The sequence below is a fragment of the Pseudomonas protegens genome (assembly GCF_013407925.2).
GTDB classification, from domain to species: Bacteria; Pseudomonadota; Gammaproteobacteria; order Pseudomonadales; family Pseudomonadaceae; genus Aquipseudomonas; species Aquipseudomonas fluorescens_AP.
On sequence record NZ_CP060201.1, the window covers coordinates 1,539,392 to 1,559,111 of the forward strand.

Annotated in this window: 24 protein-coding genes; 13 read left to right on the plus strand and 11 right to left on the minus strand. The window is 65.4% G+C overall.

The genetic code is table 11. The features are described from left to right. Positions 1-8: 8 nt before the first annotated feature. Entirely contained in the window at positions 9-785 is a 777-nt protein-coding gene (locus tag GGI48_RS07210; protein ID WP_047302515.1) for a class II glutamine amidotransferase, read from the minus strand. Positions 786-817: 32 nt separating this feature from the next. Next, complete coding sequence (locus GGI48_RS07215; protein WP_179597642.1) at positions 818-1,312, minus strand: MFS transporter; 495 nt, start codon at positions 1,310-1,312, stop codon at positions 818-820. 100 nt (positions 1,313-1,412) lie between these two features. On the opposite strand from GGI48_RS07215, the gene GGI48_RS07220 reads away from it, so the two are divergent. Next, positions 1,413-3,467 carry a S9 family peptidase gene (locus tag GGI48_RS07220; protein WP_179597644.1) on the plus strand — a complete coding sequence of 685 codons (2,055 nt, stop codon included), beginning with the start codon at positions 1,413-1,415 and terminating at the stop codon, positions 3,465-3,467. A 103-nt stretch (positions 3,468-3,570) separates the two neighbouring features. Continuing rightward, on the plus strand, positions 3,571-4,044 hold the full coding sequence (locus tag GGI48_RS07225) for a cyclic nucleotide-binding domain-containing protein (RefSeq protein WP_047302511.1): 474 nt from the start codon (positions 3,571-3,573) through the stop codon (positions 4,042-4,044). Between the two features lie 168 nt (positions 4,045-4,212). Here GGI48_RS07225 and GGI48_RS07230 read toward each other — a convergent pair whose 3' ends face one another. Beyond that, positions 4,213-4,524, minus strand: a complete 312-nt coding sequence (locus tag GGI48_RS07230; protein ID WP_016964439.1) for a hypothetical protein — start codon at positions 4,522-4,524, stop codon at positions 4,213-4,215. A gap of 75 nt (positions 4,525-4,599) precedes the next feature. On the opposite strand from GGI48_RS07230, the gene GGI48_RS07235 reads away from it, so the two are divergent. From GGI48_RS07235 to GGI48_RS07250, 4 genes are all read left to right on the plus strand, one after another. Further along, positions 4,600-5,286 carry a spermidine synthase gene (locus GGI48_RS07235; protein WP_016964440.1) on the plus strand — a complete coding sequence of 229 codons (687 nt, stop codon included), beginning with the start codon at positions 4,600-4,602 and terminating at the stop codon, positions 5,284-5,286. Between the two features lie 49 nt (positions 5,287-5,335). Continuing rightward, positions 5,336-5,713: a YajD family HNH nuclease gene (locus GGI48_RS07240; RefSeq protein ID WP_016964441.1), complete on the plus strand. Its 378-nt coding sequence runs from the start codon at positions 5,336-5,338 to the stop codon at positions 5,711-5,713. Positions 5,714-5,833: 120 nt separating this feature from the next. Further along, the gene (locus GGI48_RS07245) at positions 5,834-6,301 is read left to right on the plus strand and encodes an RNA methyltransferase (protein WP_011059840.1); all 468 of its coding nucleotides are present in this window, start codon (positions 5,834-5,836) and stop codon (positions 6,299-6,301) included. 81 nt (positions 6,302-6,382) lie between these two features. Beyond that, positions 6,383-6,754 (plus strand): DUF2892 domain-containing protein, encoded by a 372-nt coding sequence (locus GGI48_RS07250; RefSeq protein WP_179597646.1) that lies wholly within the window; start codon positions 6,383-6,385, stop codon positions 6,752-6,754. Between the two features lie 60 nt (positions 6,755-6,814). On the opposite strand, the gene GGI48_RS07255 is transcribed toward GGI48_RS07250, so the two are convergent. Together GGI48_RS07255 and GGI48_RS07260 are read right to left on the minus strand one after the other, a co-directional pair. Then, a complete protein-coding gene (locus GGI48_RS07255) occupies positions 6,815-8,050 on the minus strand; it encodes a hypothetical protein (protein ID WP_179597648.1) in 1,236 nt (411 codons plus the stop codon). A 74-nt stretch (positions 8,051-8,124) separates the two neighbouring features. Beyond that, a complete protein-coding gene (locus tag GGI48_RS07260; protein ID WP_016964444.1) occupies positions 8,125-8,574 on the minus strand; it encodes a YcgN family cysteine cluster protein in 450 nt (149 codons plus the stop codon). Between the two features lie 275 nt (positions 8,575-8,849). On the opposite strand from GGI48_RS07260, the gene GGI48_RS07265 reads away from it, so the two are divergent. Next, positions 8,850-9,443 (plus strand): nitroreductase family protein, encoded by a 594-nt coding sequence (locus GGI48_RS07265; RefSeq protein ID WP_016964445.1) that lies wholly within the window; start codon positions 8,850-8,852, stop codon positions 9,441-9,443. A 61-nt stretch (positions 9,444-9,504) separates the two neighbouring features. Here GGI48_RS07265 and GGI48_RS07270 read toward each other — a convergent pair whose 3' ends face one another. The 4 genes from GGI48_RS07270 to GGI48_RS07285 all read right to left on the minus strand — a co-directional run bounded on the left by GGI48_RS07270 (position 9,505) and on the right by GGI48_RS07285 (position 12,766). Further along, complete coding sequence (locus tag GGI48_RS07270) at positions 9,505-10,437, minus strand: D-2-hydroxyacid dehydrogenase (protein WP_179597650.1); 933 nt, start codon at positions 10,435-10,437, stop codon at positions 9,505-9,507. Positions 10,438-10,557: 120 nt separating this feature from the next. After that, a complete protein-coding gene (locus GGI48_RS07275) occupies positions 10,558-10,851 on the minus strand; it encodes a YcgL domain-containing protein (protein WP_016964446.1) in 294 nt (97 codons plus the stop codon). Further along, positions 10,848-11,981, minus strand: coding sequence for a ribonuclease D (gene rnd / locus GGI48_RS07280; protein WP_016964448.1), 1,134 nt, complete (start codon positions 11,979-11,981; stop codon positions 10,848-10,850). Before rnd ends, GGI48_RS07275 begins: the two co-directional genes overlap by 4 nt. Positions 11,982-12,103: 122 nt before the next feature. Beyond that, the gene (locus GGI48_RS07285; RefSeq protein WP_047302501.1) at positions 12,104-12,766 is read right to left on the minus strand and encodes a class I SAM-dependent methyltransferase; all 663 of its coding nucleotides are present in this window, start codon (positions 12,764-12,766) and stop codon (positions 12,104-12,106) included. A 181-nt stretch (positions 12,767-12,947) separates the two neighbouring features. Between GGI48_RS07285 and GGI48_RS07290 the strand changes: the two genes are divergently transcribed. Further along, complete coding sequence (locus tag GGI48_RS07290; RefSeq protein WP_179597652.1) at positions 12,948-13,736, plus strand: transporter substrate-binding domain-containing protein; 789 nt, start codon at positions 12,948-12,950, stop codon at positions 13,734-13,736. On the opposite strand, the gene cynR is transcribed toward GGI48_RS07290, so the two are convergent. After that, positions 13,709-14,599, minus strand: coding sequence for a transcriptional regulator CynR (cynR, locus tag GGI48_RS07295; protein ID WP_016964451.1), 891 nt, complete (start codon positions 14,597-14,599; stop codon positions 13,709-13,711). The genes GGI48_RS07290 and cynR overlap by 28 nt on opposite strands. Before the next feature lie 108 nt (positions 14,600-14,707). Here cynR and GGI48_RS07300 point away from each other — a divergent pair, with 108 nt between their 5' ends. From GGI48_RS07300 to GGI48_RS07320, 5 genes are all read left to right on the plus strand, one after another. Next, positions 14,708-15,367 carry a carbonic anhydrase gene (locus GGI48_RS07300; RefSeq protein WP_103741487.1) on the plus strand — a complete coding sequence of 220 codons (660 nt, stop codon included), beginning with the start codon at positions 14,708-14,710 and terminating at the stop codon, positions 15,365-15,367. A gap of 36 nt (positions 15,368-15,403) precedes the next feature. Further along, a complete protein-coding gene (gene cynS / locus GGI48_RS07305) occupies positions 15,404-15,874 on the plus strand; it encodes a cyanase (protein ID WP_047284361.1) in 471 nt (156 codons plus the stop codon). Positions 15,875-16,059: 185 nt separating this feature from the next. Further along, positions 16,060-17,244, plus strand: a complete 1,185-nt coding sequence (locus tag GGI48_RS07310; protein ID WP_179597654.1) for a cyanate transporter — start codon at positions 16,060-16,062, stop codon at positions 17,242-17,244. A gap of 16 nt (positions 17,245-17,260) precedes the next feature. Beyond that, a complete protein-coding gene (locus GGI48_RS07315; RefSeq protein ID WP_179597656.1) occupies positions 17,261-18,169 on the plus strand; it encodes a DMT family transporter in 909 nt (302 codons plus the stop codon). A gap of 180 nt (positions 18,170-18,349) precedes the next feature. Continuing rightward, positions 18,350-19,288, plus strand: coding sequence for a LysR family transcriptional regulator (locus GGI48_RS07320; RefSeq protein ID WP_016965910.1), 939 nt, complete (start codon positions 18,350-18,352; stop codon positions 19,286-19,288). A gap of 3 nt (positions 19,289-19,291) precedes the next feature. Here the strand turns inward: GGI48_RS07320 and GGI48_RS07325 are convergent, their stop codons facing one another. Next, entirely contained in the window at positions 19,292-19,657 is a 366-nt protein-coding gene (locus GGI48_RS07325; protein WP_060838015.1) for a 5-carboxymethyl-2-hydroxymuconate Delta-isomerase, read from the minus strand. Between the last annotated feature and the right edge of the window lie 63 nt (positions 19,658-19,720).

The following is a 19,720-nucleotide window of genomic DNA, read 5'->3' on the forward strand; positions in this document are numbered from 1 at the left end:
AGATGTCCTTATTCGGTCTGGCCGTGGCTGACGCATTCACCGCGCCGCCACAGGCTCCATTGGCCCGGCTGATAGCGGGTCCAGGTTTCGTTTTCGGTCAGGGGTTCGGTGGCGATCACCGTCACAACGTCGTTGGGCGTGGTTTCCGCCTGGAAGTCGACGATCACGTCGACATCCTTGAGCCGGGCCGGGCCGAACGGCGCGCGCCGGGTGATCTGCGCCAGCTTGGTGGAGCAGAAGCAGAACAGCCAGTCACCGTCGCTGAGTAGGCCGTTGAACACGCCTTTGCTACGGTATTCGCTGCAGGCCTGGATCAGGATCGGCAGCAGTTGCTCGATCTCCACCGGTTCGGGAAAGGCTGCGCGTACCCGGTTGAGCAAATCGCAGAACGCCGCCTCGCTGTCGGTATCGCCCACCGGGCGATAGAAGCTGGCCTGGGGCTGGAAGTCGGCCAACTGGCCGTTATGGGCGAAGCACCAGTTGCGGCCCCAGAGCTCGCGGACAAAGGGATGGGTGTTGGCCAGGCAGACCTTGCCGACGTTGGCTTGGCGAATGTGGCCGATCACCACTTCGCTCTTGATCGGATAGCGCTGCACCAGATTGGCCACTTCCGACTCGCAGCTGGCCGCCGGGTCCTGGAACAGGCGCAGGCCACGACCTTCATAGAAGGCAATGCCCCAACCGTCGCGGTGGGGGCCGGTGCGGCCGCCGCGCTGCATCAGCCCGGTAAAGCTGAAGACGATATCGGTCGGTACGTTGGCGCTCATGCCCAACAACTCACACATGCTCGGACTCTCGCTTCAATGCCGGGGCCAGGTTACAGACGCGGCTCGACCCGCGTATTCAGGGGAGTGCCCGCGGCAGGCCGACCATAACGGTCGTTGCCGGCACCGCCAAAGGGCTGGTCATCCTCCACTTCGGCGGCCTTGGCCGCGGCTTTCGCCGCTTCGCTACGCTCGCGGCGCTCCCTGGCGGCGCGCTCGATCGGCCAGCGGATCAGCACGAACAGCAGATAGACGCCAAAGGCGATCATGCCGTACATGAACAGATCGGACACCGCGCGCCAGGCGTTGTTGCCGACCTTGAAGGCGATGTCCAGGGCGGTGATGGCCACCGCCGGGGCAAATTTTTCCTTGACCGGGTCGATGATGGTGGGGCTGAACAACAACACCGCCACCAGTACGCGCAGCGGCTCGCGCAGCCAGCGCCACATCCAGCGGGTCAGGCGCATCCACACCAGCAGGCAGCCCAAGGCGGCGAAGGCATAGAGCCCCCAGGCGATCAGATAGTCGTTCTCGGTCATGGTGTCCATGGCAAGGCAGGCAAAGAGGCGCTTATGATAACGACTTTTGCCGTGTCAGGCTGCCCCGCCGTCTGCCCAGCCCTCATTTGTCATCGCCCGAGAGCCACCCATGCCCTTACCCGCCAACGACAGCAGCGCCCCGATTGCCCACAAGGCCAACGGCGCTGACCCGTATGCCTGGCTGCAGGAACGCGACACCGACGCGGTGCTCGATTACCTGAAGGCTGAAAACAGCTACCTGGACGCCCAGTTGGCGCACCAGGCGCCCCTGCGCGAAACGCTGTTCCAGGAGATCAAGGGACGGATCCTCGAAACCGACCTGTCCCTGCCTTCGCCCTGGGGCCCGTACCTGTACTACACCCGCACCACCGCCGGCGACGAATACCCTCGCCACTACCGCTGCCCGCGCCCGGCGGACGACAGCCTGACGGTCGACGCAAGCCGCGAACAACTGCTGCTGGACCCCAACGCCCTGGCCAACGGCGGCTTTTTCTCCCTCGGCGCCTTCAGCATCAGCCCCGACCACCAGCGCCTGGCCTACAGCCTCGACACCACCGGCGAGGAAATCTACACCCTGTTCGTCAAGGAGCTGGCCAGCGGCAAGGTCAGCGAGCTGTCCTTCGACAACTGCGATGGCAGCATGACCTGGGCCAACGACAGCCTGACCCTGTTCTTCGGCGAACTGGACGACACTCACCGCCCGCACAAACTGTTCCGTTACCGCCTGGACGGCACGGCCGCCGAGGAAGTGTTCCACGAGCCGGACGGACGCTTCTTCCTGCACTGCTACCGCTCCAGCTCCGAGCGCCAGTTGCTGCTGTCCCTGGGCAGCAAGACCACCGGCGAAACCTGGGTCCTGGACGCCGCGCAGCCGCAGTTGCCGTTCACCTGCCTGGCGCCCCGGGTCGAAGGTCATGAATACGATGTCGACCATGGCCAGCTCGACGGCCAGTGGACCTGGTTCATCCGCAGCAACCGCCAGGGCATCAACTTCGCCCTGTATCAGGCAGCCGACCAGGGGGCTATCCCCGAGGAAAGCGACTGGCAACTGCTGGTCCCGCACAATCCCGAGGTGATGCTCGACGGCGTGACCCTCAACGCCGGTGCCATGACCCTGAGCCTGCGCGAAGGCGGCCTGCCGATCATCGAAGTGCACCCGCAAGGCCTGCCCGCCTATCGCGTGCAACTGCCGGATGCGGCCTACAGCCTGCATGTGCAGAACAGCCTGGAGTTTTCCAGCGAGCGCATCCGCCTGCGCTACGAGGCGCTGAACCGCCCGGCCCAGGTGCGTCAGTTGCAACTGGCCGACGGTCAGCAGCAAGTGCTCAAGCAAACCCCGGTACTGGGCCCGTTCGATCCGGATGCCTACGTCAGCCAGCGTCTGTGGGCCAGCGCCGCCGATGGCACCCAGGTGCCCATCAGCCTGGTGGTCAAGCGCGAATGCCTGGGCCAGCCGACGCCGCTGTACCTCTACGGCTACGGCGCCTATGGCGAAAGCCTCGACCCCTGGTTCTCCCACGCGCGCCTGAGCCTGCTCGATCGCGGCGTGGCCTTTGCCATCGCCCACGTGCGTGGCGGCGGCGAGCTGGGGGAAGCCTGGTATCGCGCCGGCAAGCAGGAACACAAACAGAACACCTTCAGCGACTTCATCGCCTGCGCCGAACACCTGATCGCCCAGGGCCTGACCAGCGCCCAGCAACTGGCCATCAGCGGCGGCAGCGCCGGCGGCCTGTTGATCGGCGCGGTGCTCAACCAGCGCCCCGAGCTGTTCCGCGCGGCCATCGCCGAAGTGCCCTTCGTCGATGTGCTCAACACCATGCTCGATCCGGAGCTGCCGCTGACCGTCACCGAGTACGACGAATGGGGCAATCCCGAGGAGCCTGAGGTCTATGAACGGATCAAGGCCTACGCGCCCTACGAGAACGTGCGCGCCCAGGCTTACCCGGCGACCCTGGTGATCGCCGGCTACAACGACAGTCGCGTGCAGTACTGGGAAGCGGCCAAATGGGTGGCCAAACTGCGCGCCACCAAGACCGACGACAACCCGCTGCTGCTCAAGACCGAACTGGGTGCCGGCCATGGCGGCATGAGTGGCCGTTACCAGGGATTACGTGACGTAGCCCTCGAATATGCCTTTGTCCTGAACATTCTGGGCCTGGGCTGAGGAACTCTCGGCGGCGCGCCTGTCTTAACCCAGGACCGCCGCCGGCAAACGCCGGACCGGGCCCGCGCCCGCGCAACAGACACAAGAAAAAGACTGTGATCCCATGTCCGAACCCACCTTACTGAACAACGAGATCCGCGACTGGCTGATGGACTGCGGCCTGTTCGACCAACTGCTGCCCGCCGACTTCAACGCGGCGGCCGGCTATTTCAGCATCAGCAGCATCGGCGAGGGCGAAGCGATCTTTCATGAAGGCGATGCCGGCAGCTTCATGTGCATCATCCACAGCGGCCAGGTGGCCGTGCAAAAGAGCACCCTGGACGGCCAGCCCCTGACCATCGCCACCCTGCGCAGCGGCCGGGCCTTTGGCGAGATGGCGGTGCTCGATGGCGAACGGCGCTCGGCCACTTGCGTGGCGGCCACTGATTGCCAGTTGCTCAACCTGGGCAAAGACTCCCTGGAAAAGATGCTCAACGAAGCGCCGAAGATCGCCGCCAAGATCATCCGCGCCCTGGCCGTGTCCCTGTCCAGGCGTCTGCGCATGGCCGACGGCCAGTTGCTCGCGCAGCAGATCTGAGCCACGGGATACCCAACCTGTGGCGAGGGAGCTTGCTCCCGCTGGGCGGCGCAGCCGCCCCAATGGCCGCTACTCGTTTTCAACCCTTGCAACCGGGACTCAGGTGATGCGGCCGCTGCGCGGCCGAGCGGGAGCAAGCTCCCTCGCCACACCCGCCTGCTGCAACCATCAACCCTGCGCCTTGGCCTTGTTGTCGTTCTGCTCCAGCCCCGGCAGGGTCTGGTCCTTGGGCGGCTTGGGCATGTCGATCGGTGGTAGCAGGGGCGCGCTGCCACTGCTGCCGGCTTTCGGCGTGCTGGGCGGGGTCACTTGCGGATAAGGCGTGGGCGTTGCGGTGCCCGGGGCGCCGAGGTTCGGCGTCGGGGTCACCACCGGGGCGCTTTGCGGCTCGTCGGCCGAAGCCGGGCCTGCGCCCAAACCCAGGGCGGCAGTCAGGGCGAGCGCCGTCCGGGCAATCACCGTTAGAATAGTGCGCTTCATCAATGGCTCCATTGCTATTGTCTGGCGTCAGGCTACTCCCAACCGGAAGCTTTTGCCTTCCTCAATGAGATCTCCATGAAACGTTTCGTACTGCTGGACACCACTGCGATTCCCGACAACGGCGGTGCCTTGTGCCTGTTCGAATACGGTGAGGATTTCGTCATCAAGATCCAGGGCGGCGACGGCGGCCAATTGATGAATACGCGCATGCACGGCTCCGAGGACGCCCTGGCGCAGATCCCTTGCAGCAAGGTCGCCGGGCGCCCGAACTCGCGGGTACTGATCGGCGGCCTGGGCATGGGCTTCACCCTGGCCGCTGCCCTCAAGCACCTGGGCCAGAGTGCCGAGGTGGTGGTCGCCGAGCTGGTGCCCGGGGTGGTGGAATGGAATCGCGGCCCGCTCGGGGAGAAGTCCGGCCGGCCGTTGCTGGACCCGCGCACGGTGATCCGCCTGGAAGACGTGGCCAAGGTCCTGCAAGCCGAGCCTCAGGGCTTCGACGCGATCATGCTCGACGTCGACAACGGCCCCGAAGGCCTGACCCAGAAAGCCAACAGCTGGCTCTACTCCAGCGCCGGCCTGGCGGCTTGCGCCAGGGCCCTGCGGCCCAAGGGCGTGCTTGCGGTGTGGTCGGCCAGCGCCGACCAGAAGTTCTCCGAGCGCCTGCGCAAGGCCGGCTTCAAGGCCGAGGAAGTGCAGGTGTACGCCCACGGCAATCGCGGCACCCGGCACACCATCTGGATTGCCGAGAAGCTCAAGGCCTGAGCTAAACTTTGTCCATTACCGTCATTAGTCCTTCTACAAAGGTGAACCCATGAGTTCGTCCACTCCCCCGTCCAACACCGCCAAGCTGGACCGTATCCTTGCCGACGCCCAGCGCGACCGGGAAATGGGCTACCGCGACAAGGCGCTGAAGATGTACCCCCACGTCTGCGGCCGCTGCGCCCGGGAATTCTCCGGCAAGCGCCTGAGCGAGCTGACCGTGCACCACCGCGATCACAACCACGACAACAACCCCCAGGACGGTTCCAACTGGGAACTCTTGTGCCTGTACTGCCACGACAACGAGCACTCGCGCTACACCGACCAGCAGTACTTCGGCGAAGGTTCGCTGAGCACGCCGAAAGTCGCCAAGGCGACCCACAACCCGTTCGCCGCCCTGGCCGGGTTGATGAAGAAAGACAGCGAGTAACCCCTTCGCGGTCCCGCCCGTTCCCGCAGGAGCGGGCGGGACCGCGAACCGCCGAACACCCCGCCACACCCCGCCCAATCCCCGTATAATCGCGCTCTTTTCCCCCAAGGCTCCCTGCTCGTGGCAAACAAAAGGTACAGCTGCATCGGTTTGTATAACCCCAAGTCGCCGGAGAACGTCGGTTCGGTGATGCGTGCCGCCGGCTGCTATGGCGTCGCCTCGGTGTTCTACACCGGCAAGCGCTATGAGCGTGCCCGCGATTTCGTCACCGACACCAAGAAGGTCCATCAGGACATTCCCCTGATCGGCATCGACGACCTGAAGAAAATCCTCCCCCTGGGCTGCATCCCGGTGGCGGTGGAACTGGTGGAAGGCGCCCGCCCGCTGCCGGAATACACCCACCCGGATCGCGCGCTGTACATCTTCGGCCCGGAAGACGGCTCCCTCGACAAGGAGATCCGCGACTGGTGCGAGGACGTGGTCTATATCCCCACCACCGGCTGCATGAACCTGGCCGCCACGGTCAACGTGGTGCTCTACGACCGCCTGGCCAAGGGCAACAACACCCGCTCCGGGCCCAAGTTCTGACGCCACGCCGGACAATTGGCGGGAACCCCCGCGCCCCGGGTGCAGTCAGCTGCATACCCTTATGTCCTTTGGAGACAGATCATGAGCGAGCGCAAACAGCTGCAAACCATCGAGCCGGCCCCGTTGTCCAGTCAACCGACGCAGAACGTCCAGGGTTGGGAACGCATCGGCTCCCTGGCGGGGGGCGTGGTGATGCTGGGCAAGGGACTGCGCCGCGGCGGCCTGTTCGGCCTGCTGCAGGTGGCCATTGGCGGCGTCGCCCTGGCCCGCGGAATCAGTGGCCACAGCTCGGCCAAGAGCCTGCTGGAAAAAGGCCGCCAGGACCTGCATCAGGTGCGGACCAAGATCGAGCGCGCCGGGGATGAGCTGCGCAACCTGAAGGCCGGTGCCGAGGCCGCCGGGCGCAGTGCCAAGGCCGCCAGCAATGATGCGGTGAAAGCGCCCAAGGCCTGAGCTTGCGCAGTCAGCAGCGGGCACCCGGGGCGCCCTCCCGGGTCCTGGCTGCCCCCGGGCTCAGTGCAGCAAGGGGCTGTCGAGCACCTTGGACGATTCCCCGAGCACGCTTTCGCTCAGTTTGATGAACTCGGCGGTGCTGACACTCTGCAGGCGCATCGCTCCTTGCAGCACATCGTCCAGTGAGCGCTTGTTGCGGGTCTTGAGGCGGATTTCCCGGTCCAGTTCCTGCAACAGCAACACCGCCTTGGCCAGCGTGGCGCTGTCCACCTGTTCGCCCCGCAGGCTGCTGACCTGGCGGCTGTCCTTGACCAGGTGCTGGTGCAGCACCTGATAGCGCTCGTCGCTGATCCCTCCGGCGCGGCGCAGCAGTTCGATGGCGTAATACTCGGCCAGGCCTTCGCTGATCCAGTCGCTGCGCTGGCTGTCGTTGATGCGCGCCAATGACTGCACCAGCTCGCGCAGCAACGGGCTGCTGCCACTCTCGTTGACCAGCGGCAGGCGACTGTGGAGAAACAGCGAGTCGCGCCCGGCCAGACTGCCCCGCCACATCGGATCGGCCGCACCGACGATCAACAGCTTGCCCGGCTGACGGGGAAACACCGCCTGCACTTGCGGCCAGACAAAGGTCAGCAGCGTCAGCACATCCATGCGCCGCATGCCCTGGCCCAGGGGCGAGGCGACGCTGACCTCGGTCGCCCCAAGACGCGTGCGGCGGCTGCCCAGGTTGCCGGCCAGCATCCAGCCGGTGGGGCGATCGAACAGGCGCGAGGGGTTGTCGATGCGGAAGCGGTTCTTGCCGATGCGCGGCCAGGCCGTCTCGATGCTCTTCCAGCCGGCGGGCAAGTCGAAGTCCAGGCGCGACACCAGCTCGACCCCATCCTGCTGATCGATCCGCGCCGGCGGCACCAGGGTTTCGCCGCGCAGCAGCGCCCAGTTGGCGGTGCTGCGGCTGTCGTAGCTGCCCTTCTTGATGCTGTGGCTCAGGCGTACCCGGTAACTGAGGCTGGCGCTGCCCCTGGCCGGACGCCAGATACCGCGCAAGCCTCCACCATCGGCGGCCGCCGCCTGCCATTGACCGTCGGCCTTGAAGTCGCTGTAGTCGCTGCCGGCGCCCAGGTCGAAATCCAGGCTGCGCAACGCCGCCCCCTCGGCCAGGGTCAGGCGCACTTCGGCCTGATCGCTCTGCGGCAGAAAACGCACGTGATAATTCAGATCGACCTTGTTCGCCGCCAAGGCCGATGCGCTCATCGCCAGCAGCGCCGCGACCAGCGCCAGCTTCGCCCCCACCCTCATACCCACTCCTTGCTTGGCAGACTGCTGGCGCTCAAGCGAGCGTCGGCAGCATTCACGGCCTGCGCAGCGAATCCTCAACCTGCGCGAAAAATCAGATGATCCTCCCAGTCCTCCTCCGCCACGCTGCCTTCGGCGAGCATGCGCCCGGACTGGGAAATACGCTCGTGGTGCACGGCATCGCGATCGCCACACACCAAGTGGTGCCAGAGCGGCAGGTCCTTGCCTTCGCTGACCAGACGGTAGCCACAGGTGGGCGGCAGCCACTTGAACTCGTCGGCCTTGCCCGGCGTCAGCTGAATGCAGTCGGGCACCGACGCGCGACGGTTGGCGTAGTCGCTGCACTGGCAGGTTTTCAGGTCCAGCAGTTTGCAGGCGATGCGCGTGTAATAGACGCTGTTGTCGTCCTCGTCCTCAAGCTTTTGCAGGCAGCACAGGCCACAGCCATCGCACAACGACTCCCATTCGTCCTGGTCGAGTTGTTCGAGGGTTTTGCGTATCCAGAAAGGTTCGACTTTGGCGGCCATGGCTCAAGCATCAGTATCCGAGGATGAAAAGGCCGCCAGTCTAGTGCCCAAGCCCCCTGGGGCCAAGCGCTAGCGACTGCCGGTAGGCCAGGGCTTGTCAGCGACAGGCCCGCACAGTAGCTTTGCGCCTCGGACCACCTTGCGTCCGTGTGCCATTAACGCTCGACCGCGTCGCACCCGACGAACCCCACAAGGTCAGGAAAACCCCTTCGCCCAGCCCAACTGCGCCTGCCGGTTTACCCCCATCATTCTCAAACGTTGCCTGGAGTCTTTGCATGAGCGCCAATCCTCGCGTTGCCGATTACGCCATCCATCCGCAGTTCACCCAACGCTGGTCGCCCCGGGCCTTCACCGGCGAAACCATCCCGGAAGAAACCCTGCTGAGCTTCTTCGAAGCGGCGCGCTGGGCGCCTTCGGCCTACAACTCGCAGCCCTGGCGTTTTCTCTACGCTCGCCGCGACACGCCGAACTGGGAACGCTTCCTCGGCCTGCTCAACGAATTCAACCGCGGCTGGGCGCAGCACGCCTCGGCCCTGGTGATCGTGATCTCCAAGACCACCTTCACCGCTCCGGGCGCCACGGAAGAATCCCCGGCCCTGTGGCACACCTTCGACACCGGCTCGGCCTGGGGCCACCTGGCGCTGCAGGCGAGCCTGAGCGGCTGGTACACCCACGGCATGGCCGGCTTCGACCAGGAACTGACCCGCAAGGAGCTGAAGATTCCCGAAGGCTATGCGCTGCACGCCGCTATTGCCGTGGGCAAGCTGGGCGACAAGTCGACCCTGGCCGACTACCTGCAGGCCCGGGAAGAGCCAAGCCCGCGTCGTCCACTGAGCGAAACCGTGGCCGAAGGCGATTTCAGCCTTTAAAGCCGCCCCAAGTCGGTAGCGTCAAGCTTGAAGCTACCGGCTTGAAGCTTGGCGCTGGGTTCTAGTAGCCGCGAGCGAAATCCACTTCGCCGCGCAAGGCCTGCCTGGCCTGGTAGGCCCGCAGGTTGTCGACAAACAGCTGCACCATCAGTTCCGGCGAGGTCGGCGCCGAACTGTGGCCGGTCAGCAGCAAGCCCCAGGCGGTCCAGAACGGGTGCCGTTGCGGCAGCGGTTCCTGGCGGCAGACATCGATCACCGCCCCGGCCAGATGGCCATCCTTGAGGGCCTGCACCAGGTCCGCATCGACCACGGAAACGCCCCGCCCGACATTGATGAACAGCCCGGTGGGCTTGAATTGCCTGAACAGCGCGGCGTCATACAGGTCGTGGGTGCTGGGGGTGTTGGGCAACAGGTTGACCACGTAGTCCACCTCCCCCACCAAGCGTCCCAGCTCTTCCAGCCCGGCCACTTCGATAAAGGGCGCCTGCTCCCGGGCCTGACTGGCGATGCCGTACAGCTTGACCCCGAACGGCACCAGGAACTGCGCCACGCTCTGGCCGATATCGCCGGTGCCGACGATCAGCACCTTGCGTCCCACCAGGCTCTGGCCCAGGCGGTTGTCCCACTTGCGCTCCACCTGGCTGACCAGCCGCGCCAGCACTTCGCGCTCATGGCCGAGGATGTAGGTCAGCACGTATTCGGCCATCACCTGGCCAAAGATGCCCACCGCCCGGGTCAGGCGGTAATGCCGCGGCAAACCGTCGGCCAGCAGCGGAGTGATGCCGGCCCAGGTGGATTGCAACCACTGGGGCTGGTGGCCCTGGCGCAGCAGGGTCGCCAGCAGGTCCGGCTGGCCCAGCCACACCGGGCAATCGGCCGCCAGCCGCGACAGTTCGGCGGAGTCGCCACTGGTCAGCACTTCCAGCTCCGGGGCCGCCTGACGCAACAGGCGGGCATAAACAGCGTGATCGTGTTCGGCAATCAGAACGCGCATGGCTCAAACCTTAAAAAACGGTGCAGGTCGCCGCCGACGGAGTATCGCTCCATCGATCAAGGCGGCGCCCAGGTCAGTCAGTTTGCATCTAACAGCGGCTCGGGACCGAGCCGCTAAGGGTCAGACCGGATCATTGCGACGCAGCAGCTCTTCGGGCAAATGCTCGATGTACTCGTCTTCGGCCGGCGGCATCTGCAGGTGATAACCCTGCTTTTCGAGGTTTTCCAGCACCTGGTGGATGTCCTCCCGGGACAGCTTGCGCTCCGGGGTCAGGACCAGGTCGAAGGCATGTTGCGGCTTGCCGAAAGCCAGCAGCAGGTTTTCCGGCACGCGTTCCAGGGCCTCGCTTTTCAGGACGTAGAGGTACATCTCGTTCTTGCGCGGGCTTTTGTAGATGGAGCAGATACGTTTCAAGGCTGTTCTCCGGCGGTGGCCAGGCTGTCCAGCAGCGCCTGGCCCATCAATTCGCGGCGCCAGCCACGCAGCGAATCAGGCAATTGATAAGGCCCGTTGGGGTAGCCGCTCTTGAGCAGGCTCTCCAGGGTTTTCTTGCGCAGCATGACTTCCGGGGCAATGCCCAGGCGTTCGGCCTCGGCCTGGCCCACGGCCTTGAGGCGCTTGAGCAGGGCCGCGGCTTCGATCGGCAATGGCTCGGGAACGGCTGGCGGCCATTGATCCGGGCCCAGGGCGGCGGTGCGCTTGATCAGGTCGAGGAGAAACTCGCCGTCCTGGCGCACGGTGCGCGGGTGCATGTCTTCGATCTTGGCCAGCGCCGACAGGGTGTCGGGCTGGGTCTTGGCCAGGGGCCAGAGGGCGTGTTCACGCACGATGCGGTTGCGCGGCAAATCCCGGGCCCGGGCTTCACGCTCGCGCCAGGCACACAGCTCGCGCAGCACCGCCAACTGGCCGCGGGACAGTTTCCACGCCAGCTTGGCCTCGCGATAGACCTCGTAGGGGTCCACTTCACGGCGCAGGTTGGCCACCAGCTCGGCACCGTCTTCCAGCACCCAGCGGTACTTGTCCGCAGACAGCTTGGGCCGCAGTTCGGTGAACACCTGGGCCAGGTGCACGGCGTCTTCGGCGGCGTAGCTGACCTGGGTTTCCGACAGCGGACGCTGCAGCCAGTCGGAGCGGGTTTCGCCCTTGGGCAGCTCGATGCCCAGGACTTCCTGCACCAGGCGCGAATAGCCCATGGAGAAGCCCAGGTTCAGGTAGGCCGCCGCCAGTTGGGTGTCGAACAATGGCGCCGGCAGGCTGCCGGTCAGGCGCAGCAGGACTTCGAGGTCTTCGCTGCAGGCATGCACCACCTTGACCACCGCCGGGTTCTCCAGCAGGGCCGCCAGGGGCTGCCAGTTGTCGATGGTCAAAGGATCAATCAGGTAGGCGCGTTGCCCATCGCCAATCTGCAACAGGGCGGCGATGGGGTAAAAGGTGTCGACCCGCATGAATTCGGTGTCGAGGGCGACGAAGGGCAATTGCTGCCACTGAGCACAAAACTGACCGAGGCTATCGTTGTCGCGAATCCAATGTATATCGATGGCCACACGGCTCTCCCTTGAAGAATGGCGCGCAGTATATATCGCCGCCGGAGATTTCTGAGCATTCACCCGACAAGAGCAAGTGCGAAACCTTCTGCCGGAGGGCAAGAATAGTCCGAGAGTTGCAACTAGCTGTGTTTTCTGAGGACGTAGACCCGCAAGGCTGCAAAGCCGGGCAGCAGATCCTGATGGCCCAGGACCTCAAAATCGGCCTGTTTGAACTCGCCTTCCAGCAGCCCCTTGCTCACCGGGCGCAAGGCCGCAGGCTCGGCGGACGCGGCCCCGCGCACACTCAATAGCGGCTCGACCCGGGTGGCGATGATCAGCGAGTCACGGCTGACCCGATGGAACTCCTGCAGCAGGGCCAGGCGGTCCTCGCTGTGACTCACATGGGCGAAGAGCTGCATGCAGATGATGCTGTCCACCGCATTGGCCGGCAGACCGATGTCGAACGCCGAACTGTGGAAGGTCTTGACCCGCTGCATCAGGCTGGCCGGATGGTGGGTCTGGGCATGCTTGAGCATGTCCTGGGAAGGGTCCGCCGCCAGGATCACCCGATTGCCGTGCTCGGCCAGCACCGGCCAGTAGCGCCCGGCGCCGCAGGCCACGTCCAGGATCAGCCCCGGTTCCCCGGCCACTTTCAGGGCATGGCGCACCAGGCGCGTCATGCGCCAGTGCGCCAGGCGTGCGCCGAGCCCGGCAGGCCGGGGCTCGCCGCAGACGCGCGCGTGCTCCTGGTCGTAACGCCGAGCGAACTCCAGTTCGATGGACGGTGGGGGGTGGGACGACATGACTGGCGAGCTCTTGTGGGTATCCAGAGAGGGCAGATTAACCAGTCGTTCGTGAAAAAAAGGTCGAAAGCCCGCCGCCACTCCTGTCCCGGCGCTGAACAACACCCTGCTTGCCCGTGCTTGACCGGGGACCAATAATGCTTCGCCACCCCGCCCCGACCGCCACTCAAGGATCGACCCCATGCTCCGCCGCTTCCTGCTCTGCACTCTGCTGGGCCTCAGTGCCCCCGCCCTCAGCTTCGCCCAGGACGCCGACTCGCGCCTGGACCAGGTGCTCCAGCGCGGCCAGTTGAAGGTCTGCACCACCGGCGACTACAAGCCCTACAGCTACCTGCGCGACGACGGCCAGTACGAAGGCATCGACATCGCCATGGCCCAATCCCTGGCCCAGAGCCTGGGGGTGCGGGTGAAGTGGATCAGCACCACCTGGAAGAGCCTGATGGCCGACTTCCACAGCCAGCAATGCGACATCGCCGTGGGCGGTATTTCGGTGTCTCTGGAGCGGCAGAAAACGGCCTTCTTCAGCCAGCCCCTGGGCATCGACGGCAAGATTCCCCTGGTGCGCTGCCAGGACCTCAAGCGCTACGAAACCCTGGAGCAGATCAACCAGCCCTCGGTGCGCCTGATCGAACCGCCGGGCGGCACCAACGAAGTCTTCGCCCGGGCCCATGTGCCCAAGGCCGAGCTGATCCTGTTCGCCGACAACGTGAAGATCTTCGATCAATTGCTGAGCCGGCAGGCCGACGTGATGATCACCGACGCCTCGGAAGCGCGCTTCCAGCAGAAACACAAGCCGGGCCTGTGCGCGGTCCACCCCGAGCGCTACCTGCAATACAGTGAGAAGGCCTTCCTCCTGCCCCGGGACGACATGGCCTGGAAAAGCTATGTCGACCAGTGGCTGCACCTGAGCAAGGCCACCGGCGCCTACGACCAGGTGGTCAATCAGTGGCTGGCCGCGCCGGCGCCCTGATCCAGCAGCATCTGCCGAAAGGCCTGGCTGGCGGCGCTGCGGTAGGCGCCACGGCGCTCCAGCAGCACCACCCGGCGTGGCGCCAGCGCTGACTGCAGCGCCAGGGTGCGCAGCCCCGGCTGCTCCCGAGCAATCGAGCTGGGCAGGATAGTCGCCAACTGCCCGTGCCGGACCATCTCGACAATCGCGCTGACCGAATTGGCTTCGGCGGCGATCCGCGGTGCAATGCCCTGCTGCCGGCAATACAGGTCGATATGCTGGCGGGTGGCGAAATCGCCACTGAGCAGCACCAGGGACTGACGGCCTAGCGCCTCGGCCGTCAGGGGCAGGCGGTCCGGCTGCGGATACTGCGGGCCGACCATCAGGCTCAGGGTTTCGCTGAACAGCGCCTGGCTGTCGATCTCCGCCAGGTGCTCGCCGGCAAAGGCGATCGCCAAGTCCAGGCGATCCTCGGCCAGGGCCGCTTCCAGGCGGTCCTGGGGCATTTCCTCGATGCTCAGGCCGATTCCCGGGTGCTGCTGGTGAAAGCGGCTGAGCAAGGGCCCGGCCAGGTAGGCGGTGAACGTCGGGGTCAGCGCCAGGCGCAGCGAGCCGCGGCTCAGGTCCTGCACATCGTGGATCGCCCGCCTGGCGGCCTCCAGGTCCTGCAAGGCGCGGCGGGCATAGGCGACATAGGCCTGGCCCGCATCGGTGAGGCGCACGCTGCGCCCGGAGCGATCGAACAGCGGCGCCCCCAGGCTCTCCTCCAACTGCTTGATCTGCTGCGACAGGGTCGGCTGCGACACATGCAGCGCCTCGGCGGCGCGGGTGAAGTTGCAGTGCTCGGCCACGGCCAGCAGGTAACGGATATGACGCAGCAGCATGCAGGCTCCAACTATAGGCTGTACTTATGGAGAGCATAATAAGCCGGTCTTGGACGCTATAGCTGAAAACTTCCATCCTTGCCCCATCAGCGACGCAAGGAGAACCCCATGCAGAACATCATCGACGGCTTCCTCAAATTCCAGCGCGAGGCCTTTCCACAACGCAGCGCCCTGTTCAAGCAGCTGGCCAGCACCCAGAGCCCCGGCACCCTGTTCATCACCTGCTCCGACAGCCGGGTGGTGCCCGAGCTGCTGACCCAGCAGGAGCCCGGCGACCTGTTCGTGATCCGCAACGCCGGCAACATCGTGCCCAGCTACGGCCCCGAGCCGGGCGGCGTGTCGGCCACCGTGGAATATGCCGTCGCCGTGCTGGGGGTCAGCGACATCGTCATCTGCGGCCACTCCGACTGCGGCGCGATGACCGCCATTTCCACCTGCAAGTGCCTCGACCACCTGCCCGCCGTGGCCAACTGGCTGCGCCACGCCGAGTCGGCCAAGGTGATCAACGCCGCCCGCCAGCACGCCTCGCCCGCCGCACACCTGGACGCCCTGGTGCGCGACAACGTGATCGCCCAGCTGGCCAACCTCAAGACCCACCCTGCGGTGGCCCTGGCCCTGGAGCAGGGCCGATTGAACCTGCACGGCTGGGTGTATGACATCGAAAGCGGCGCCATCGCCGCCCTCGACGGCAACCAACAACGCTTCGTGTCCCTGGCCGAGCACCCGCACACCTGTGCCCTGGCCAGCCAACCTTCCAGCGCTGCCTGAGCAGCCCCCGTTTCGTCACCCAAGAGGAATCACCCCATGTTGCAATCGCAATTTGCCCAAGCCCCACGCCTGGCCCTGGCCGACACCATCATCGACGCCAAGGCACGCAAGAACCTGTCGTGGCAGGACCTCACCGACGGCACCGGGCTGAGCCTGGCCTTCGTCACCGCCGCCCTGCTGGGCCAGCATGCCCTGCCGGCCGCAGCCGCCGACCTGGTGTGCGACAAGCTCGGCCTGGACCAGGACGCCAGCCGCCTGCTGCAAAGCATCCCCCTGCGCGGCAGCATCGCCGGCGGCATCCCCACCGACCCGACCGTGTACCGCTTCTATGAAATGCTCCAGGTCTACGGCTCGACCCTCAAGGCCCTAGTCCACGAGCAATTCGGCGATGGCATCATCAGCGCCATCAACTTCAAGCTGGACATCAAGAAGGTCGAGGACCCCGAAGGCGGCTCCCGCGCGGTGATCACCCTGGACGGCAAGTACCTGCCGACCAAGCCTTTCTAAAGGCAGCGGCAAGCGGCAAGCGTCAAGCTGCAAGTTCAAGCACCCCGCTTGCAGCTTGCGGCTTGCAGCTTGCGGCTTGCGGCTTGCGGCTTATTTAATTTTTAAATAGCACCGCAGACTTTCTGATTTGCGCCGTTTCTGAGCCGCACCGCCTAATCAGGTCCTGATTTCTTGAAGGTCTGGTTATGGAAAACGTTCGTGCAACTTCCCGCCCCGCGCTCTGGCTGATGGTCAGTGTGGTGCTGGTGGCGCTCAACCTGCGGCCGTCGATGGCCGCTGTCGGCCCGCTCTTGTCGGGCATTCGCGGTGACATCCCGCTGAGTTTCAGTCTGGCCTCGCTGCTGACCATGCTGCCGGTGATGGCCATGGGCCTGGCGATGTTCTTCGGCATGGCCGTCAGTCAGCGCCTGGGCGAGCACCGTACCGTGGTCCTGTCTTTGCTGATCATCGGCCTGGCGACCGTTTCGCGGTTGTTCATGGATTCGGCCGCCGAGCTGATTCTCAGCGCGGTGCTGGCGGGCATCGGTATCGCCCTGATCCAGGCGCTGATGCCGGCGCTGATCAAGTCGCGTTTTGCCGACAATGTCTCGCTGTTCATGGGCCTGTATGTCACCTCGATCATGGGCGGCGCGGCCATTGCGGCGTCCTTCGCCCCGCTGGTGATGAATCACAGCGGCAGCTGGCGCCTGGCCCTGGCGATCTGGGCCGCACTGGCCGCGCTGGCGCTAGTGTTCTGGTACGCCCAGCGCAGTTCGCTGCCAAGCCTGCCGGCCTCGCGCGGTGCACGGGAGTCCTTTGCCGGCAATCGCCGGGCCTGGCTGCTGGCGGTGTTCTTCGGCCTCGGCACCGCCTCCTACACCTGCGTGCTGGCCTGGCTCGCGCCCTATTACGTGGAGAACGGCTGGAGTGAACAGAACGCCGGCCTGCTACTGGGTTTTCTCACCGCCATGGAAGTGATTTCCGGGCTGGTCACTCCGGCCATCGCCAACCGCAGCCCGGACCGGCGCCGGGTGCTGGTGAGCCTGCTGGTGCTGATCATCGCCGGCTTCTGCGGCCTGATCCTCAGCCCGCAGCACCTGAGCCTGCTGTGGCCGTGCCTGCTGGGCCTGGGCATTGGCGGGCTGTTTCCGATGAGCCTGATCGTGTCCCTGGACCACCTGCCCGACCCACGCCGGGCCGGGGGCCTGACCGCCTTCGTGCAGGGCATCGGCTACCTGATCGCCGGCCTGTCGCCGCTGCTGGCGGGCATCATCCGCGACCAGCTGGGCAGCTTTGAATGGGCCTGGTGGTCCCTGACCGCGGTGATGGGCCTGATGATCCTCATGGTGCTGCGTTTCGATCCGCGGCATTACCGCCAGCACATCCGCTGAGCCACCGGAGCCTGCCATGAATCCCGTGAACTTCACCCAGGCGCATCTCGGCATGCTGCTGTGGGCGGCGTTGATCGCCGCTTCGTTCTTCGCCGCCGCCCAGGTCAATCAGGCCATCGACCCGGTGCTGCTGACCGCGCTGCGCCTGCTGTTCTCGGCCCTGCTGTTCGCCCCCCTGCTGTGGCTCAAGGGCTCCTCGGCGATGACCCTGGCCGGACTGCGGGCCCACGCGGTGCTGGGGCTGCTGCTGGCGCTGTACTTCGGCTCGCTGTTCGAGGCCTTGCGCTACACCTCGGCGGTCAACACCGGAACCCTGTTCACCCTGGTGCCGCTGCTGACCCTGGTGCTCGAAGGCTGGTTGCTGCCCGGCCAGCGCCAGCCCCGGCGCTGGCCGGCGATGCTGGTGGCCGGCGCCGGGGCCTTGCTGCTGATCCTCAAGGGGGATGCCCCGGGGCAATGGCCGTCGCTGTACGCCATGGGCGTCTATGGCCTGGGATGCCTGGCCATGGCCGCCTACTCGCCGCTGAGCCAGCGCTTCAAGGCCCATAGCCTTCAAGGGCGCAGCCCGGCGGCCATGACCTTCTGGAACATGCTGTTCGGCGCCCTGTTTCTGTTTGCCGCCAGTCTGGCCAGCGGCGGCTGGCGCAGCGCAACCCTGCTGGACAGCCAGGATCTGCTGTGGCTGCTGTACCTAGCGCTGTTCGCCACCCTGGCGACCTTCTGGCTGTTGCATCGGGCGATCGGCGTCATCGCCCCGGCCACGGTGATTTCCTACATCTACCTCAGCACCCTGTTGCTGACGCTGTTCCACTGGTTGTGGCTGGGCCAGACGCCGCACCCCGGGGAACTGCTGGGTGCCGTGCTGGTGGCCCTGGGCATGCTCGGCCTGGTACGCGGCAGCCGTCCGCAGGCCGCCGCGGCCTGAAATTGCCCCGGGACAGGCAGCCGCTGGCTGAGCGAAAATGCGCAGGTCGTGTTATCGGAATTTAATGTCCCGATGCTGTCCGCGAATCCCCGTTCCGGGCATTTAATTAGGACGATCGTTCCGCTAGCATCGATCCGGTTTGCGCGCCACCGGCGCCAGGTGCCCAGCGGGATGGAACGGATGCTCATCAACAACACGCTCAGAAAACTCGACATGCAGGACCTGATGGTCTTTGTCGCGGTGTACGAGCAAAGCAGTGTCACCGGGGTGTCGGAAACCCTCTGCGTCAGTCAGTCGACGGTCAGCTACTGCCTGAAGAAACTGCGCAACGGCTTCGAGGACGAGCTGTTCGTCCACACCCGCAACGGCATGCGCCCGACCTACAAGGCCACCAGCATGTACGGCCACGTGCTGAAGATCCTCGAGAGCATCAACCTGTGCCACAGCGGCGTGCCGGCCTTCGATCCGACCCGCCAGGCTGTGACCTTCAACCTCTGTGCCCCGGAGTACTTCGAGCTGTTGATCCTGCCCCGGCTACTCAAGGGCTTCGACTACGCCGACCTGCCGGTGACGGTCAATGTGCAGAAACTGGAGAGCGATATTCCCGCCGAGGAACTGCGCGATGGCAGCGTCGACCTGGTGATCTGCTTCGGCCCCAACTTCCATCGCAGCCATGCCGACCTGAAATCGCAGATGCTGCTGGAGGACGACCTGGTGTGCGTCTTCGACAAGCGCGCGACCCCGCCCAAGGAGCCGCGCTTCAGCCTGCAATCGTTCATCGAGCGGCGCCATGTGTTTCCCACGCCCTGGACCTCGGACAGCAACATGGTGGATGGCTGGCTGGCCCGCCAGGCCCACAAGCGGCAGATCGTCGCCCGCTCCAACAGCTACAGCGCGGCACTGAAGATGATCACCGGCACCGACTTCATCCTCACCCTGCCGCGACGCATCCAGGGCCTGTTGGCCAACGAGGCGGTGTTCAGCCACTGCGAGGCCCCCAGCGGCCTGCCGGGGTTCACCCTGGATATGCAATGGAGCGAGCACACCGATCAGGACAGTGCGCAGACCTGGTTCCGCGAACAGGTGGTCAAGGTCTGCGCCGAACCGGGGCTGGTCTAGCCGTCAACGGCCGATGGCGGCCTTGCTGTAGGAAGCGCGATCGATATCGATGATCTCCACGCACAGCTGCACCTGAATGTCCGCCGGCCAGGGCGCCAGGTCCTGCAGCACCGCCAGCAGGCTTTCGGACAAGTGCTTCTTGACCTCCGGCGAACGGCCGCTGAGCAAGGCCAGCTTGACGTGGACAAAGGCCCGCTCGCCCAGGCCCGTGCCGACCCGGAACGCTTCGACCTTGACCGCACGGCTCTTGATATCGAACTCATCGGAGAACTGCCCGGACGCCACCAGCCCGTGGTTGAGTCGCAGCAGCGCCTTGTCGACGTCCAGTTGCGGCAGGTTGGCGGTGTATTCCATATGCAGGTGCGGCATGGCAGAACTCCTGGTCTGTCAGGGAAAAAGGCGCTCCATACTACACAAGCAGCGGCGGCCGAC

Coding starts and splice junctions, on each gene's coding strand:
- GGI48_RS07230 (WP_016964439.1), bottom strand. CDS start 4,524: ATGAAGCGCACTATTCTAACGGTGATTGCCCGGACGGCGCTCGCCCTG.
- GGI48_RS07255 (WP_179597648.1), bottom strand. CDS start 8,050: ATGAGGGTGGGGGCGAAGCTGGCGCTGGTCGCGGCGCTGCTGGCGATG.
- GGI48_RS07260 (WP_016964444.1), bottom strand. CDS start 8,574: ATGGCCGCCAAAGTCGAACCTTTCTGGATACGCAAAACCCTCGAACAA.
- GGI48_RS07235 (WP_016964440.1), top strand. CDS start 4,600: ATGAAACGTTTCGTACTGCTGGACACCACTGCGATTCCCGACAACGGC.
- GGI48_RS07225 (WP_047302511.1), top strand. CDS start 3,571: ATGTCCGAACCCACCTTACTGAACAACGAGATCCGCGACTGGCTGATG.
- GGI48_RS07285 (WP_047302501.1), bottom strand. CDS start 12,766: ATGTCGTCCCACCCCCCACCGTCCATCGAACTGGAGTTCGCTCGGCGT.
- GGI48_RS07315 (WP_179597656.1), top strand. CDS start 17,261: ATGAATCCCGTGAACTTCACCCAGGCGCATCTCGGCATGCTGCTGTGG.
- GGI48_RS07240 (WP_016964441.1), top strand. CDS start 5,336: ATGAGTTCGTCCACTCCCCCGTCCAACACCGCCAAGCTGGACCGTATC.
- GGI48_RS07310 (WP_179597654.1), top strand. CDS start 16,060: ATGGAAAACGTTCGTGCAACTTCCCGCCCCGCGCTCTGGCTGATGGTC.
- GGI48_RS07320 (WP_016965910.1), top strand. CDS start 18,350: ATGCTCATCAACAACACGCTCAGAAAACTCGACATGCAGGACCTGATG.
- GGI48_RS07270 (WP_179597650.1), bottom strand. CDS start 10,437: ATGCGCGTTCTGATTGCCGAACACGATCACGCTGTTTATGCCCGCCTG.
- GGI48_RS07325 (WP_060838015.1), bottom strand. CDS start 19,657: ATGCCGCACCTGCATATGGAATACACCGCCAACCTGCCGCAACTGGAC.
- GGI48_RS07265 (WP_016964445.1), top strand. CDS start 8,850: ATGAGCGCCAATCCTCGCGTTGCCGATTACGCCATCCATCCGCAGTTC.
- GGI48_RS07215 (WP_179597642.1), bottom strand. CDS start 1,312: ATGGACACCATGACCGAGAACGACTATCTGATCGCCTGGGGGCTCTAT.
- GGI48_RS07300 (WP_103741487.1), top strand. CDS start 14,708: ATGCAGAACATCATCGACGGCTTCCTCAAATTCCAGCGCGAGGCCTTT.
- cynR (WP_016964451.1), bottom strand. CDS start 14,599: ATGCTGCTGCGTCATATCCGTTACCTGCTGGCCGTGGCCGAGCACTGC.
- cynS (WP_047284361.1), top strand. CDS start 15,404: ATGTTGCAATCGCAATTTGCCCAAGCCCCACGCCTGGCCCTGGCCGAC.
- GGI48_RS07220 (WP_179597644.1), top strand. CDS start 1,413: ATGCCCTTACCCGCCAACGACAGCAGCGCCCCGATTGCCCACAAGGCC.
- GGI48_RS07210 (WP_047302515.1), bottom strand. CDS start 785: ATGTGTGAGTTGTTGGGCATGAGCGCCAACGTACCGACCGATATCGTC.
- GGI48_RS07250 (WP_179597646.1), top strand. CDS start 6,383: ATGAGCGAGCGCAAACAGCTGCAAACCATCGAGCCGGCCCCGTTGTCC.
- GGI48_RS07290 (WP_179597652.1), top strand. CDS start 12,948: ATGCTCCGCCGCTTCCTGCTCTGCACTCTGCTGGGCCTCAGTGCCCCC.